This is a genomic window from Micromonospora sp. SCSIO 07396, assembly GCF_053667945.1.
The window spans coordinates 2,194,054-2,208,246 of record NZ_CM132210.1 but is presented as its reverse complement, the minus strand read 5'-3'; the positions used below and the strand labels follow the sequence as shown (position 1 = coordinate 2,208,246).

Annotated in this window: 10 protein-coding genes; 5 read left to right on the top strand and 5 right to left on the bottom strand. The window is 72.8% G+C overall.

The window, feature by feature from the left end:
• Positions 1 to 2 precede the first annotated feature (2 nt).
• From ACWCHM_RS09280 to ACWCHM_RS09260, 5 genes are all read left to right on the top strand, one after another.
• Positions 3 to 1,001, top strand: coding sequence for an acetylxylan esterase (locus tag ACWCHM_RS09280; RefSeq protein ID WP_454222101.1), 999 nt, complete (start codon positions 3 to 5; stop codon positions 999 to 1,001).
• A gap of 517 nt (positions 1,002 to 1,518) precedes the next feature.
• Positions 1,519 to 2,646, top strand: a complete 1,128-nt coding sequence (locus ACWCHM_RS09275; RefSeq protein WP_454223046.1) for a cellulose binding domain-containing protein — start codon at positions 1,519 to 1,521, stop codon at positions 2,644 to 2,646.
• An 85-nt stretch (positions 2,647 to 2,731) separates the two neighbouring features.
• Positions 2,732 to 4,792, top strand: a complete 2,061-nt coding sequence (locus tag ACWCHM_RS09270; RefSeq protein WP_281896780.1) for a family 43 glycosylhydrolase — start codon at positions 2,732 to 2,734, stop codon at positions 4,790 to 4,792.
• A gap of 77 nt (positions 4,793 to 4,869) precedes the next feature.
• Positions 4,870 to 6,381: a family 43 glycosylhydrolase gene (locus ACWCHM_RS09265; protein ID WP_454222099.1), complete on the top strand. Its 1,512-nt coding sequence runs from the start codon at positions 4,870 to 4,872 to the stop codon at positions 6,379 to 6,381.
• A gap of 122 nt (positions 6,382 to 6,503) precedes the next feature.
• Entirely contained in the window at positions 6,504 to 6,968 is a 465-nt protein-coding gene (locus ACWCHM_RS09260; protein WP_204960405.1) for a PaaI family thioesterase, read from the top strand.
• A 49-nt stretch (positions 6,969 to 7,017) separates the two neighbouring features.
• Here the strand turns inward: ACWCHM_RS09260 and ACWCHM_RS09255 are convergent, their stop codons facing one another.
• From ACWCHM_RS09255 to ACWCHM_RS09235, 5 genes are all read right to left on the bottom strand, one after another.
• Positions 7,018 to 8,631 (bottom strand): beta-ketoacyl [acyl carrier protein] synthase domain-containing protein, encoded by a 1,614-nt coding sequence (locus tag ACWCHM_RS09255; protein WP_454222098.1) that lies wholly within the window; start codon positions 8,629 to 8,631, stop codon positions 7,018 to 7,020.
• Positions 8,631 to 9,716: a branched-chain amino acid aminotransferase gene (locus tag ACWCHM_RS09250; protein ID WP_204960404.1), complete on the bottom strand. Its 1,086-nt coding sequence runs from the start codon at positions 9,714 to 9,716 to the stop codon at positions 8,631 to 8,633. Before ACWCHM_RS09250 ends, ACWCHM_RS09255 begins: the two co-directional genes overlap by 1 nt.
• Positions 9,713 to 11,020, bottom strand: a complete 1,308-nt coding sequence (gene fabF / locus ACWCHM_RS09245; protein ID WP_454222097.1) for a beta-ketoacyl-ACP synthase II — start codon at positions 11,018 to 11,020, stop codon at positions 9,713 to 9,715. The genes ACWCHM_RS09250 and fabF overlap by 4 nt, the downstream gene beginning before the upstream one ends.
• Before the next feature lie 78 nt (positions 11,021 to 11,098).
• The gene (locus ACWCHM_RS09240; RefSeq protein WP_454222096.1) at positions 11,099 to 12,904 is read right to left on the bottom strand and encodes a hypothetical protein; all 1,806 of its coding nucleotides are present in this window, start codon (positions 12,902 to 12,904) and stop codon (positions 11,099 to 11,101) included.
• Positions 12,905 to 12,927: 23 nt separating this feature from the next.
• Entirely contained in the window at positions 12,928 to 14,184 is a 1,257-nt protein-coding gene (locus tag ACWCHM_RS09235; RefSeq protein ID WP_204960402.1) for a cytochrome P450, read from the bottom strand.
• Positions 14,185 to 14,193 lie beyond the last annotated feature (9 nt).

Below are 14,193 nucleotides of genomic sequence, written 5' to 3'. Positions count from 1 at the left end.
CCATGGCATCCAGCGAGGACCTGCGGCGCTACGCGCCGACCGTCGTCGAACCGGCCGACTTCGACCGGTTCTGGCGGGACACGCTCGACGCGGCGCGCGGCCGGCCGGTGCTGGTCGACGTCCGCCCCCACCGGACCGACCTGCGTCTGGTCGACACCTGGGACGTCACCTTCGCCGGTTTCGCCGGCGACCCGGTACGGGCCTGGTACACCCGCCCGGCCGGGGTCGACGCCGTGCTGCCCGCCGTGGTCGAGTACGCCGGCTACGGACGCGGCCGGGGCCTGCCGCACGAGCGGCTGACCTGGCCGGCAGCCGGGTACGCGCACCTGCTGATGGACAACCGGGGTCAGTCCGGGCTGCACGGCGCGGGCGACACTCCTGACCCGCACGGCGCACCCGGCGGCCCGTGGCCCGCCACCTGGGGCATCCTCGCCCCGCACGACTACCACTACCGCCGGCTGATCACCGATGCGGTCCGCGCGGTCGACGCCGTCCGCGCACTGCCCGGGGTGGACCCGGCCCGGGTGGCCGCCCTCGGCAACAGCCAGGGTGGCGGGCTCGCCCTGGCCGTGGCCGGCCTGTGCGACGACCTCGCCGCGCTGCTGAGCACCGCGCCGTTCCTGTGTGACGTCCAACGCGGGATCGAGCTGACCGACGCCGCCCCGTACGGCGAGATCGCCAGGTACCTGGCGGTGCACCGGCAGGTCGAGGAGGCCGTGCGGCACACGCTGTCCTATGTCGACGGGGTGACCTTCGCCCGGCGCGCCACCGCACCCGCGCACTTCGGCATCGGCCTGCGCGACAACGTCTGCCCGCCGAGCACCGGCTTCGCCGCCTACAACCAGTACGGCACGGCGAACGGCCGGGAGGGGACACCGCCACGGGAGCTGCACACCTACCCGTTCAACGGCCACGAGGGCGGTGAGGCGTGGCAGGTCGAACGGCAACTGCGCTGGCTCGACCCACTGCTGCGCCCAGCCACCGACGACGCGACGCGGTGACCGCCGGGCGGTGACCGGCCGGTAGTTCACCCGGGCATCGTCGCGCACCGATCTGTTGCCGATGTTAGCGATAACACGATATGGTGCATCGCGGCGGGAGCGCAGGGCACGCTTCGGCCGTGGTCACCGGTTCGTCCACCCGCTGGGGTTCGTCCACCTGCGGGGGTCGGTGGCCACCGGCACACACGGCGTCCACCGCCGGTGACGCGGTCCGGGTTCCCGGTCGATGCGCGTGGCAGCACCTCCGCCCGTCAGCTCCAGGGAATCCGCCGGGGACACGGCGGTCGGTCCGTTCGCGCGGCGACGTCCGCCACCCGTGCCGGCACACCCCTTGTCCACGAGCCGGACGAGACGGCGACATCCCGGGACGGTCGCCGTGCTGCACGTCCGCACCGCGCTCCGCGCGCCACCCCAGGGAGTTTCCATGAGCGGCACGAGCTGCCCGAACGCCGGGCCACCCCGATCCGACCACCCCCACCCTGTCCGTACCGCACCCACCGGCCGACGGCTGCCCACCATGCGCCGCGGCCTGCGCCTGCTGGGCCTGGCCACCGCCGCCCTGGTGGCCGCGGTCGCCACCGGGTCGGTGGTGACCGCACCCGCCAGCGCCGAATCCAACGGCGGGGTACGGGTGATGCCCCTCGGCGACTCGATCACCGACGGCTTCAACGTTCCCGGCGGCTACCGCATCGAGCTGTGGCAGCGGATGGTCGCCGACGGCTACCGGGTCGACTTCGTCGGCTCGATGTTCAACGGGCCGTCCAACCTGGGCGACCACGACCACGAGGGCCACTCCGGCTGGACCATCGCCCAGATCGACGCCAACGTGGTGAACTGGCTGCGCAACACCACTCCGCGCACGGTGCTGCTGCACATCGGCACCAACGACATGTACAACGCCTCCGGTGCGCCGACCCGGCTCTCCACCCTGATCGACAAGATCACCAGCACCGCGCCGAACGCGGACGTCTTCGTCGCCACGATCATCCCACGCAACGGCACCGAGTCGGCGGTCCGCACGTTCAACGCCGCGATCCCCGGGATCGTGCAGAGCAAGGTCAACGCCGGCAAGCGGGTGCACCTGGTGGACATGTTCAGCGCGGTGGGCACGGCCGACCTGGCCGACGGCATCCACCCGAACGCCACCGGCTACCGCAAGATGGCCACCACCTGGTACAACGCCCTGCGGGCGGTGCCCGGCAGCCTCGGCGGCAACACGCCGACCACCCCGCCGACCACCGCCCCGCCGACCACCCCGCCACCCACCACGCCCCCGCCGACCACCCCGCCACCCACCACGCCCCCGCCGACCACGCCCCCGCCGTCGGCGGGTTGCCGGGTCGCGTACACGGTGAACTCCTGGAACTCCGGTCTCACCGCCTCGATCAGCGTCACCAACACCAGCGGCACGGCGGTCAACGGCTGGGCGCTGGCGTTCACCCTGCCCGGTGGGCAGACCATCACCAGCGGCTGGAACGCCACCTACACCCCGACCAGCGGGGCGGTGACCGCCCGCAACGTGTCCTACAACGGCACGATCGCGCCGAACACCTCGGTCGACATCGGCTTCCAGGCCACCCACACCGGCGACACGGCCCGACCGTCCTCGTTCACGCTCAACGGCACCGCCTGCACGGTCGCCTGACCGCCGTCCGGTGCCGGGGTGCCCGCACCCCGGCACCGGACGCCTTCCGACCTCCGGCTCCCACCACCCCCAGTAGGAGTACCGCATGCCATTGAACAGAAAGTTGCCGGCCCGGCTGGCCATGGCCGCCGCTCTGATCGCCGCCGGCACAGCCGTCGCCCTGCCGGCCGAGGCCGCAGCGGCCGGCTGCACGGTCGACTACACCGTCTCGTCCGAGTGGGGTGGTGGCTTCGGTGCGAACGTGGCCATCACCAATCTCGGTGACCCCATCGACGGCTGGACCCTGACCTGGTCGTACGCGGCCGGGCAACAGGTCACCCAGGCGTGGAACGCCACCGTCACCCAGTCGGGGGCGCAGGTGACCGCCCGCAACGTCAGCTACAACGGCACCATCGCCACCGGCGCCAACGTGTCGTTCGGGTTCAACGGCTCGTGGAACGGCAGCAACCCGAAGCCGACGAGCTTCACCCTCAACGGCGTCGCCTGCACCGGTGGCACGACCACCCCGCCGCCCACCACGCCGCCACCGACCACCCCACCGCCGACCACGCCGCCCCCCACCACACCGCCGCCCACCACCCCACCGCCGACCACCCCGCCCCCCACCACGCCGCCGCCGACCACCCCGCCGGGCCAGTGGCCGCCGTCGTCGACCTTCAGCAACCCGGTGCTCTGGCAGGACTTCGCCGACATCGACATCCTGCGGGTCGACGACACCTACTACTACTCGGCGTCGACCATGCACTACTCCCCGGGCGCACCCGTGCTGCGCTCCTACGACATGGTCAACTGGGAGTTCGCCGGGCACTCGGTGCCCAAGCTGGACTTCGGCCAGAAGTACGACATGACCGCCGGGCGCGGCTACGTCCGGGGCATCTGGGCGTCGTTCCTGGGCTACCGCAAGAGCAACAAGACGTTCTACTGGGGCGGCTGCATCGACTTCAGCAAGACCTACATCTACACCGCGCCGTCGGCCGAGGGACCGTGGACCAGGCACACCACGCTCGACCAGTGCTACTACGACGCCGGTCTGCTGGTCGACGACAACGACACCATGTACGTGGCGTACGGCAACACGAACATCAGCGTCGCCCAGCTCTCCGCCGACGGGAAGACCCAGGTCCGCTCGCAGCAGGTGTTCACCACCCCGTCGAGCGTGGGCACCCTGGAGGGGGCCCGGTTCTACAAGCGCAACGGCAGCTACTACATCTTCCTCACCCGGCCGGCCAACGGTCAGTACATCCTCAAGGCGTCCAGCCCGTGGGGGCCGTACACCATGCAGCAGGTGCTGCTGAACCTGCCCGGACCGATCGCCGGCGGCGGCGTGCCGCACCAGGGCGGCATGGTGCAGACCCAGAACGGGGACTGGTACTACATGGGGTTCGTGGACGCCTACCCCGGTGGCCGGGTGCCGGTGCTCGCCCCGGTCACCTGGAACTCCAGCGGCTGGCCCGTCCTCCAGTTGGTCAACAACACCTGGGGTGCGTCGTACCCGTACCCGAACGTGCCCCGGCCACCACGCCAGGTCAAACCCATGATCGGTACCGACACCTTCGCCGGCACCACACTCGGCCCGCAGTACGAGTGGAACCACAACCCGGACAACACCAAGTGGTCGGTCAACGACGGGCTACGGTTGCAGACCGCGACGGTGACCAACGACCTGTACAACGCGCGCAACACGTTGACCCACCGGATCCAGGGTCCCCGGTCCACCGCCACCATCGAACTCGACTACTCCACCATGCGCGACGGTGACCGCAGCGGCCTGGCGATGCTGCGCGACCAGTCGGCCTGGATCGGCGTCCGCCGTGACAACGGCGCGACCCGGGTCGCCATGGTCAACAACCTGACCATGGACAGCAACTGGAACACCACCAGCACCGGCACCGAGGTCGCCGGGGCCGGCATCTCCGGCGGCAGGATCTGGCTGCGGGTCAGCGCGGACATCTCCCCCGGCTCCGGCCGGCAGGCCCGCTTCTCCTACAGCACCGACGGGGTCAACTTCACCTCGCTCGGCCCGGCGTTCACCCTCAACAACGCCTGGCAGTTCTTCATGGGCTACCGGTTCGCCATGTTCAACTACGCCACCAGTTCCCTCGGTGGCGCGGTGACCGTCCGGAAGTTCGACCTGGCCAAGTCGTAACACCCGTCCCCCTCGCCGGCCGACCACCCCCGTGGTCGGCCGGCGAGGCATATCCCCCACCCCGACAGGAGCACCGCATGTCCGCCTCACCCGACCCCCGGTCGGCGGTCCCGCCCACCACCGCACCCCGCACCGCCCCGCCGCCCGGCCGCCGTCCCGGCCGGACCCGGACGGCGGCGCTGCTCGTGCTGGCCCTGCTGGCCGGCCTGCTGAGCGCCGCCGCCCCGGCCGGGGCCGCCCCCGCCGTGCGGGCCACCAACCCGCTGGTCGCGCAGCGCGCCGACCCGCACATCGTTAGGCACACCGACGGCTACTACTACATGACCGCCACCGCCCCCGAGTACGACCGGATCGTGCTGCGCCGGGCCACCACCCTCCAGGGCCTGTCCACCGCCCCCGAAGCCGTCATCTGGTGGCGGCACACCAGCGGCATCATGGGCGCGCACATCTGGGCCCCGGAGATCCACTTCATCGACGGCCGCTGGTACGTCTACTTCGCCGCCGGTGCCACCGACAACGTCTGGGCGATCCGGATGTACGTCCTGGAGGGCACCGGGGCGAACCCGCTGACCGCGAGCTGGGCCGAGAAGGGGCAGATCCGTACCCCCTGGGAGACCTTCGCGCTGGACGCGTCGACGTTCGTCAGCAACGGGGTGCGCTACCTGATCTGGGCGCAGGCCGAGCCGGGGATCGCCACCAACTCCAACCTCTACATCGCCCGGATGGCCAACCCGTGGACGCTCAGCGGCTCCCCCACCCGCATCGCCGTGCCCACCCTGGACTGGGAGATGCGCGGCGGGGTGAAGGTCAACGAGGGACCGACCGTGCTGCAACGCAACGGCCGGATCTTCCTCACCTACTCGGCGAGCGCGACCGACGCCAACTACTGCCTCGGCCTGTTGACCGCCTCGGCGGGCAGCGACCTGCTCCGGGCGTCGTCCTGGGTGAAGTCGCCGCAGCCGGTCTTCACCAGCAACGCCGCGACCGGCCAGTGGGGGCCGGGGCACAACTCGTTCACCGTCTCCGAGGACGGGCAGAGCGACATCCTCGTCTACCACGACCGCAACTACCGGGACATCAGCGGTGACCCGCTGCGCGACCCCAATCGGCGCACCCGCATCCAGAAGGTCTACTGGAACGCCGACGGCACCCCGAACTTCGGCATCCCGGTGCCCGACGGGGCCACCCCGGTCCGGCTGCGGTCGGACAACCTGCCCGACCGGTTCGTCCGGCACTGGGAGTACCGGGCCCGGCTGGAGGCGAACGTGACCAACCTCGCCGACTCGCAGTTCCGCCTGGTGCCCGGCCTGGCCGGCGGCAACACGGTGTCCCTGGAGTCCACCAACTTCCCCGGCTACCACCTGCGGCACCGCAACTGGGAGGTGTGGGTCGAGCGGGACGACGCGTCGTCGACGTACCGCGCCGACGCCAGCTTCGTGCAGCGGCCCGGCCTGTCCAACGCCGCCGGGGTGTCGTTCGAGGCGGTCAACTACCCCGGCCAGTACCTGCGGCACAGCAACGGGCTGCTTTACCTGCGGACCGTCACCGACGCCACCGGCAACGCCGAGGCCACGTTCGTGCTGGAGTGACCACCGCCCGCCGGGCCACCCCACCCGGGGTGGCCCGGCGGGGCGTCCGGGTGGTGGATCCGGTACGCCAGGGTGATCACGTAGGACGGAGCGCTACCCGGTCATCGCCTATAGTGGCGTCCATGCCTAGCCGCGCTGTGATGTCGGTCGATGAGGCGCGGGCCTGGCTCGCCGAGGTCATCTCCGGCGCCGAACGCCTACGCCTGGAGTCGGTCGACGACGACCGGGTCGTCGCGGTGACCGGCCCCGACTGCCTCGAACTGCGCCTCGACGGCACGATCTCCGGGCCGGCCATGTTCTGGGCGATGGACCTGACCGGCTTCGTCGCGGTCACCGTGCTGATCGGCCCGACACCGGCGATGGTGCTGGCGCACAGCAGCATCAGCTTCCTCGAACCCGCCGAGCCCGGCGAACTGCGGGTCACCGCCGAGGTGATCAAGCTGGCCAGTCGGTCGGCGGTGGTGGACGCCCGCGCCAGCGACCGCCGGGGCGCGCTGGTGGCCGCGTCCACCCTGCACTTCGCGCTGCCGTCGCGGGCCACCCGGGCAGCCCTGCGCGCCGACCACGCCGTCCGGGCCGGCGGCTGACCCACCGTAAGCCGGCCGGTTCACCAGGCGACCGGGGCACCGGCCCGGCTCAGTCCGGGCGGTCCACCACGTGGGTGCGCCGCTGCCACGGGTAGGTCGGCAGCGCTGCCACCACCCGGTGCTTCGGTGTCGGCAACGGATCGTCCGCACCGAGCACCCGCACGTCCGGGTGGGCGGTGCCGGCGGCCACCGCCGTCAGCGCCTCGGCCGCCCGCACCGGGCCGGACGCCCGCACCCACACCGCGTGCGCCAGCCGGGTCCGTCCCCCGGCGGCGGTGCCGGCGAACGCCGGGAAGTCCGCCGCCGGCAACCCGGCCAGCCGGTCGGCGTAGCGGCGGGCCAGCTCGGCCAGCGCCGGCCCGGTGGCCGCCGACACCGGGAACCCGTCCACCGGTGCCGGCACGGCCGGCGGCACCGGCGGCGCGGGCGACAGCACCGCGAACGCGTTCGTGCCGCTCATCCCGTACGAGCTGGTCGACGCGCAGGCCCCGAACCGGTCGTCCCAGGCGAGCGGGGCGACCGGGATCTCGATGCCGGTGCCGGTGAGGTCGATGCGCGGGTTGAGGGTACGGAAGTTGGCCTGCGGGACGATCGTGCGCCGATGCAGGCAGAGCACCGCCTTCACCAGCCCGAGCACCCCGGCGGCGGACTCGGTGTGGCCGATGTTGCCCTTCACCGAACCCACGTGCAGCGGCGGGCCGTCGGCGCGACCGAGCGCCGACGCGACCGCCGACATCTCGGCCGGGTCACCCAGCGGGGTCCCGGTGCCGTGCGCCTCGTGGTAGCCGACCTCACCGGGGGCGATCCCGGCGGCGGCCAGCACCGTGTCGATCAGCCCCGCCTGGGCCGCCACGTTCGGGGTGGTGAACGTCGCCGTCCGGCCGTCGTGGTTGATCCCGGTGCCGCGCAGCACCGCGAGCACCCGGTCACCGTCGCGCTGCGCGTCGGCCAGCCGCTTGAGCAGCAGCATCGCGCAGCCCTCACCCCTGACGAACCCGTTGGCCCCGGCGTCGAACGGACGCGACCGGCCGTCCGGCGACAACGCGCCGGTCTGCGCCACCGACCGGGTGGTGCTCGGGGCGAGGATCAGGTTGACCCCGCCGGCGACCGCCGCGTCACAGTCACCCGCCGCCAGCGCCCGCGCCGCCGTGTGCACCGCCACCAGCGACGACGAGCAGGCCGTGTCCAGCGCGAACACCGGCCCCTGCAAGCCCAGGGTGTACGCGACCCGCCCGGCGGTGAAGCTGTGCCCGTTGCCGATCGTCCAGTACGAGTTCGGGTCCCCGGTCAGCCACTGCCGGTAGTCCCGGCCGGTCACCCCGACGAAGACCCCGGTGCCCCCGGCCACGGTGGCGACCGGGATCGCGGCGTCCTCGAACGCCTCCCAGACCACCTCCAGCAGCAGCCGGTGCTGCGGGTCGAGGACCCGGGCCTCCCGGGGCGAGATGCCGAAGAACTTCGCGTCGAAGTCGAACACGGCGTCGAGGTAGCCGCCCCGGGTGACCATGCCGTCCCACTGTGTGCCGAACCCGGCCCGACGGTCGTCGGGCAGCTCGCCGGTGAGGTCCCGGCCGGCGACGAGCGCCGACCAGTACGCGTCGGGGCTCGACACCCCGCCGGGCGCGCGGACCGCCATCCCGACGACCGCGATCGGGGTGGGCACTACAGCACCCGGCGCATCCAGCCGTGGGGGTCGTCAGCCCGGCCGGTCTGGATGTCGAGCAGCCGATCCCGGAACTGCTGGGTGTACTTGCCCGGTGCCCCGTCGCCGATGGTGAGGGCGAAGTCGTCGCTCTTGAGCCCGACGATCGGCGTGATCACCGCCGCCGTGCCGGCCGCGAACGCCTCGGTCATCGACCCGTCCGCGAACCCGGCACGCATCTCGTCCAGGTCGATGGTGCGCTGCACCGGCTCCAGGCCGTGCTCGGCGGCGAGGGTCAGCACACTGTCGCGGGTCACCCCGTCGAGGATGGTGCCCAGGCCGGGGGTGAGCAGCTGGTGGTCGCGGGTGACGAAGAAGACGTTCATGGTGCCCGACTCGTCGATGCTGCGTCGCCCCTCGCCGCCCAGGTAGAGCACCTGCTCGCAGCCGTGGCCCAGGGCCTCCCGCTGCGGGGCGAGGCTGGCCGCGTAGTTGCCGCCGCACTTGGCCGCGCCGGTGCCACCGATCGAGGCCCGGCTGTAGGTGGTGCTGACCCAGAGCGTGACGCCGGTGACCCCGTTGGGGAAGTACGACCCGGCCGGGCAGGCCAGCACGCAGTAGGTGACGTGCTGGGCGGGACGCACCCCGAGGAACGCCTCCGAGGCGAACATGAACGGGCGCAGGTAGAGGCTCTGCTCACCGCCGTACGGCGGGACCCACGCCTCGTCGGCGCGGACCAGCGCGGCCACGCTCTCGACGAAGGTCTCCTCGTCCAGCTCCGGCAGGACCATCCGGCGGGCCGACGCGGCGAACCGGCGGGCGTTGAGCTCCGGGCGGAACAGCCAGACGCTGCCGTCGGCGTGCCGGAACGCCTTGAGCCCCTCGAGGATCTCCTGCGCGTAGTGCAGGACCGCCGCGCCGGGGTGCATGGTGAACGGCTCCAGCGCGCCCACCCGGTGGTCGTGCCAGCCGGCGTCGGGCGACCACACCGCGGTGGCCATGTGATCGGTGAAGTAGCGGCCGAAACCCGGGTCGGCGAGGATCTCCTCCCGGGTCTGCGGCGGGGTGGGGTGGTCGGTGGGGATCAGCGGGAACTGCGCGGTCATCCGGACTCTCCTCGCGACGGGGTATCGGTGAACACGACGACGCAGTTCTGCCCGCCGAAGCCGAAGGCGTTGGTGAGCGCCGCCCGTACCGGCATCTCCCGGGCCTGGTGGGGCACGTAGTCCAGATCGCACTCCGGATCGGGCTGGTGCAGGTTGACCGTCGGCGGGACGACGCCCTCACGGATCGCCAGGGCGCACACCATCGCGCCGAGGGCGCCCGCCGCGCCGATCAGGTGCCCGAGCATCGACTTGGGTGCGCTGACCGCGACCCGGTCGGCCGCCGCCCCGAGGGCCGCCCGGATGGCGACCGTCTCGGTCAGGTCGTTGGCCTTCGTCGAGGTGCCGTGGGCGCAGATGTAGTCGACCTCGTCGGGGCGGACCCCGGCCCGGTCGAGGGCCTGCCGGATCGCCTCGGCGGCGAACACCCCGCCGGGGCGGGGGGCGCTGACGTGGAAGGCGTCGCTGGTCAGCGCGCCACCGGCGACGGTCGCGTACGGGGTGACGCCCCGGCGGCGGGCGTGCGCGGCGGACTCCAGCACCAGGATCACCGCGCCCTCGCCGAAGACGAAGCCGTCCCGGTCGGCGGCGAAGGGCCGGCTCGCACCGGTCGGGTCGTCGTTGCGCTGGGACATCGCCCCCATGCTCACCAGGCCGGCGAACATGGCCGGGGTGACCGCCGCGTCGGTGCCGCCGCAGATGACCACGTCGGCCTCCCCGGACAGGATCAACCGGCGGGCGTCGAGCAGCGCGTACGCGCCACTGGCGCAGGCCAGCGCGCTGGCGTTGACCGGCCCGTGCGCGCCCACCTCGATGGCGACCTCGCAGGCCGGCATGTTGGTCAGCGAGGACGGCACGAAGTGCGACAGGGGCGCGGTCGGGTCGGGGGCGAGTAGTCCGCGTACGGTGGCCTCGACGGTGTCGAAGCCGGCGACCGCGGCGTTGACCACCACGCCGACCCGGGCGGCGTTGCCGGCGTCGACGGTGAGCCCGGCGTCGGCGACCGCCTCGCGGGTGGCTACCACCGCGAACTGGCTGAACCGGGCCATCCGCCGCAGCTGCTTGCCGGTGAAGTGTTCGGCCGGCTCGAAGCCGCGCACCTCGGCGGCGATCCGGGTGGGCAGCGCGCTCGCGTCGAAGGCGGTGACCGGACCGACGCCGGACTTGCCGGCGAGCAGACCCTGCCAGGTGCTGTCGCGGTCGAGGCCGAGCGGCGTGACGGCACCGATCCCGGTGATGACGACGTCGTCGGTCATCATCTCGCCGTCGCCCCCCAGCATCGCGCCCCGGCTCCGTTCTCCCGCCACCGAACGACCGATAGAACACTATCAGTCACCATCGACGCCCGGCATCCGTCCACGGCATCCGGTGACCCGCCCGCCGCGCTACGCATCGCGCCCCGATCCCCGGGCCAGCACCGGCACGTCCCGCCACGCGTCCGGCCCGGCCCCGGCGGGCGGCACGGACCGGCAGACCACGTACCCGGCCGGCGCGGCCACCCCGGGTCGGCCGGGCAGCGCGTCGAGGACCCGCCGGTGCAGTTCCCGCGGCGAGCGTTCGGAGGCGGCCACGTACACCGTCACCCCGCCGTCGCCCGCCGGGTCGACGAGGGCCGCCGCGGGGACGCCCCCGGCCACCTCGCCGACCAGGTCCGCCACCGCCTGCGGGCGGACCCAACCGGCCGGGGTGGACACCCAGTCGCTGCCCCGGCGGGCCGGGGTCAGGCCGATCCGCCCGGCGATCTCGGCGACCCGCACCTCCTCGGCGACCGCGTCGCACAGCAGCGTCTCGATCCCCCGGATGACGGTCTCGCCGAGCGCCCCCGGCAGGTACGCCGTGTCGACCAGCAGCCCGAGCCGGCACCGGCCGTCGCCCAGGTTGCTGGCGGCGACGTAGAACCTCATGTCGCTCTTGGACAGCGGCTCCAGTCGGGAGTAGCGGGAGTCGCGGCGCAGCACGGCGAGCCGGTCCGGCCCCGGGTCCGGGTCGGTCGTGGCCCAGTCGCTGCCCCGGTGCCCGTTGTTGAAGTAGGCGGACAGGTCGAACGCCACCCCGCGTCGCCGGCCGACCCGCTCGACCACCCGGCGCACCTCGGCCGGGTCGCACTGGGCCCGCCGGTACGCGTCGAACGCCGGCCGGTGCAGGTTCCGGATCGCGGTGAGCAGGTCGACGTCGTCGTCGACCCGGTGGACCAGCAGTGCGTCCAGGGTGTTCAGGGCGATCAGGTCGCGGCTGTCGCGGTCCAGCCGGTTGCCGGCGATCAGCTTGAACACGGCGGTGTGGTGCCCGTTGTAGGCGGTCAGGATCAGGGTGGTCAGGGCGAGCAGCACGGTCGAGAACGACGTGCGGGTCCGGGTGGCCAGCGCGGTCGCCGCCGCGGTGACCGCCGCCGAGTCCAGCAGGTGCCGTTCGACGGGCTGGCCGCCCGTCGGCGTGGTCGGCAGGTCGAACATCGAGGCCGGCGCGACCGACAGCCCCTGCTCCCAGTGCCGCAGCCCCAGCCGGCTGGTCTGCTGCCCGGCCGGCGACTGCTGGAAGGCGGCCTGCGTCAACGGCTGTGGCACCCCACCGGCCGGCCGGGCAGCCGGCGGCGCGGCGGGGGCCGGCGATGGCGCGGCCTGACCCGACGGCGGCGCGGCGGGGGTCGACGGCGGCCCGGTGAGCCGGTCGAGCAGCAGGCCGGTGAGGGTGGTGAAAGCCCAGCCGTCGAACGCCAGGTGGGATCCGACGAGGGCGACCGCGCTGATCCGCCCGGCCCGGTCGCGGGCGCAGCCGACCCGCAGCGGCCACTGCGCCTCGTGGTCGAACGCCGCCTCACTCAGCGTGGCGACCAACTCGTCACCGACCCGGGCCGGGTCGCCCTGGTCGTCGACCACCACCACGTCGTACGCCCCACTCGCGGCGACCTCCTGGCGCGGCCCGTCGGTCCGCTGGACGTACCGGGTCCGCAGGGTCTGGTGCGTCTCGACGAGGTCCCGCAGGACGACGGTCAACCGGTCCGGCGCGACCGGTGCGGGCAACACCAGGGCCCGGCCGATGTTGAACTGGTTCGCCTCCTTGCCGAACCACTGCATCGGCCCCCACATGACGCTCTGTGCCCAGGTCAGCGGCCCGGCACCGGCCCCTTCCCCGGTGAACGCCAGACTGAACGCGCCGGCGTCGGTGCTGGTGTCGGTGCTGCTGTCGGTCACCCCGTCCCCCTCCCCGGTGCCCACTACGCCCGCGCCGCCGGCGCGAACGGGCCGGACGACCTCGGCGTCAACCGCAGCGGCAGGTGGTCGAGCCCGCGGAACGCCGGGCTCTTGACCTTGACCAGCTCACCGATGAGTTCGATGTCGTCGGTGCGGTCGAGCAGCATCCGCAGGAACGTGGTGGCCTGCAGGCGGGCCAGGTGCGCGCCGACGCAGGTGTGGATGCCCGCCCCGAAGCCGAGGTGACCGTCGGTCACCCGGTCGATCCGGTAGTCGTTCGGGTCGGGGAACTTGCGCGGGTCCCGGTTGCCGGCGGCGAACGACAGCTCCACCCGGGCGCCCTGCGGGATGGTCGTGTTGCCGACCACCACGTCGGTCGTGGCGGTGCGGAAGACGTTCTGCACCGGCGGATAGAACCGGGCGGTCTCCTCGATCGTCGGCCCGATCAGCTCCGGCCGCTCGCGGACCAGGCGCAACTGGTCGGGGTGGTTGAGCAGCGCGTCGAGCATGTTGCCCAGGAAGTGGGTCATCGTCTCCTGCCCGCCGACCAGCAGGGTGAGGCACAGCCAGAGGATCTCGTTCTCGGTCACCCCGCCGGTGGCCGCGGCGGCGAACAGCTTCGACACCACGTCGTCGCGGGCCGGCTCGTCGCGCCGCCGGGTGAGCAGGTTGCCCAGGTAGCCGGAGAGTCCGGCGACCGACGACAGCGCCGCCTTCGCGGCCTGCAACCGCAACGCGTTCTCGTCCGGGTCCTGCGGGGCGTCCTCGCCGACCTTCGCGTTGGCGATGAAGCTCTCCAGCACACCGGCGGTGAGCTTGAGCTTGGCCAGGTTGTCGTCGGGCACCCCGACGATGGTGGTGATGACCTTCACCGGTTGCAGGATGATCGCCTGCTGGACCAGGTCGATGTCGCCGGTGGCCACGGCCTCGTCGAGCAGGTCGCCGCAGACCCGCTCGATGAACGGCCGCCAGAACTGCACCCCGCGCGGGGAGAAGTCGTGCCGGATCAGGGCGCGTAGCCGGGTATGGTCCGGCTGGTCGAGCCCGAACAGCACGGGCAACGTGGAGCGGTGGTAGGCGATCCCGTCGGCCGAGGACAGGCCTGCGTGGTTCTTCGCCGCCAACCGGACGTGCTCGTAGCGGATCACCAGCCACATGTCGCGCTGGGCCAGGTACAGCGGCTCCTCGGCGCGCAGCAGCTCGGCGTAGGCGGGGTACGGGTCATCCATGGACTCGGGCGAGAAGGGGTCGAACTCGTCGGTCCGTGTCGCGCTGGTCACTGCCATGTC

Excerpts from the sequence above, each read along its gene's own strand:
- ACWCHM_RS09280 (WP_454222101.1), top strand. The coding sequence starts at position 3 with ATGGCATCCAGCGAGGACCTGCGGCGCTACGCGCCGACCGTCGTCGAA.
- ACWCHM_RS09275 (WP_454223046.1), top strand. The coding sequence starts at position 1,519 with ATGCGCCGCGGCCTGCGCCTGCTGGGCCTGGCCACCGCCGCCCTGGTG.
- ACWCHM_RS09270 (WP_281896780.1), top strand. The coding sequence starts at position 2,732 with ATGCCATTGAACAGAAAGTTGCCGGCCCGGCTGGCCATGGCCGCCGCT.
- ACWCHM_RS09265 (WP_454222099.1), top strand. The coding sequence starts at position 4,870 with ATGTCCGCCTCACCCGACCCCCGGTCGGCGGTCCCGCCCACCACCGCA.
- ACWCHM_RS09260 (WP_204960405.1), top strand. The coding sequence starts at position 6,504 with ATGCCTAGCCGCGCTGTGATGTCGGTCGATGAGGCGCGGGCCTGGCTC.
- ACWCHM_RS09250 (WP_204960404.1), bottom strand. The coding sequence starts at position 9,716 with ATGACCGCGCAGTTCCCGCTGATCCCCACCGACCACCCCACCCCGCCG.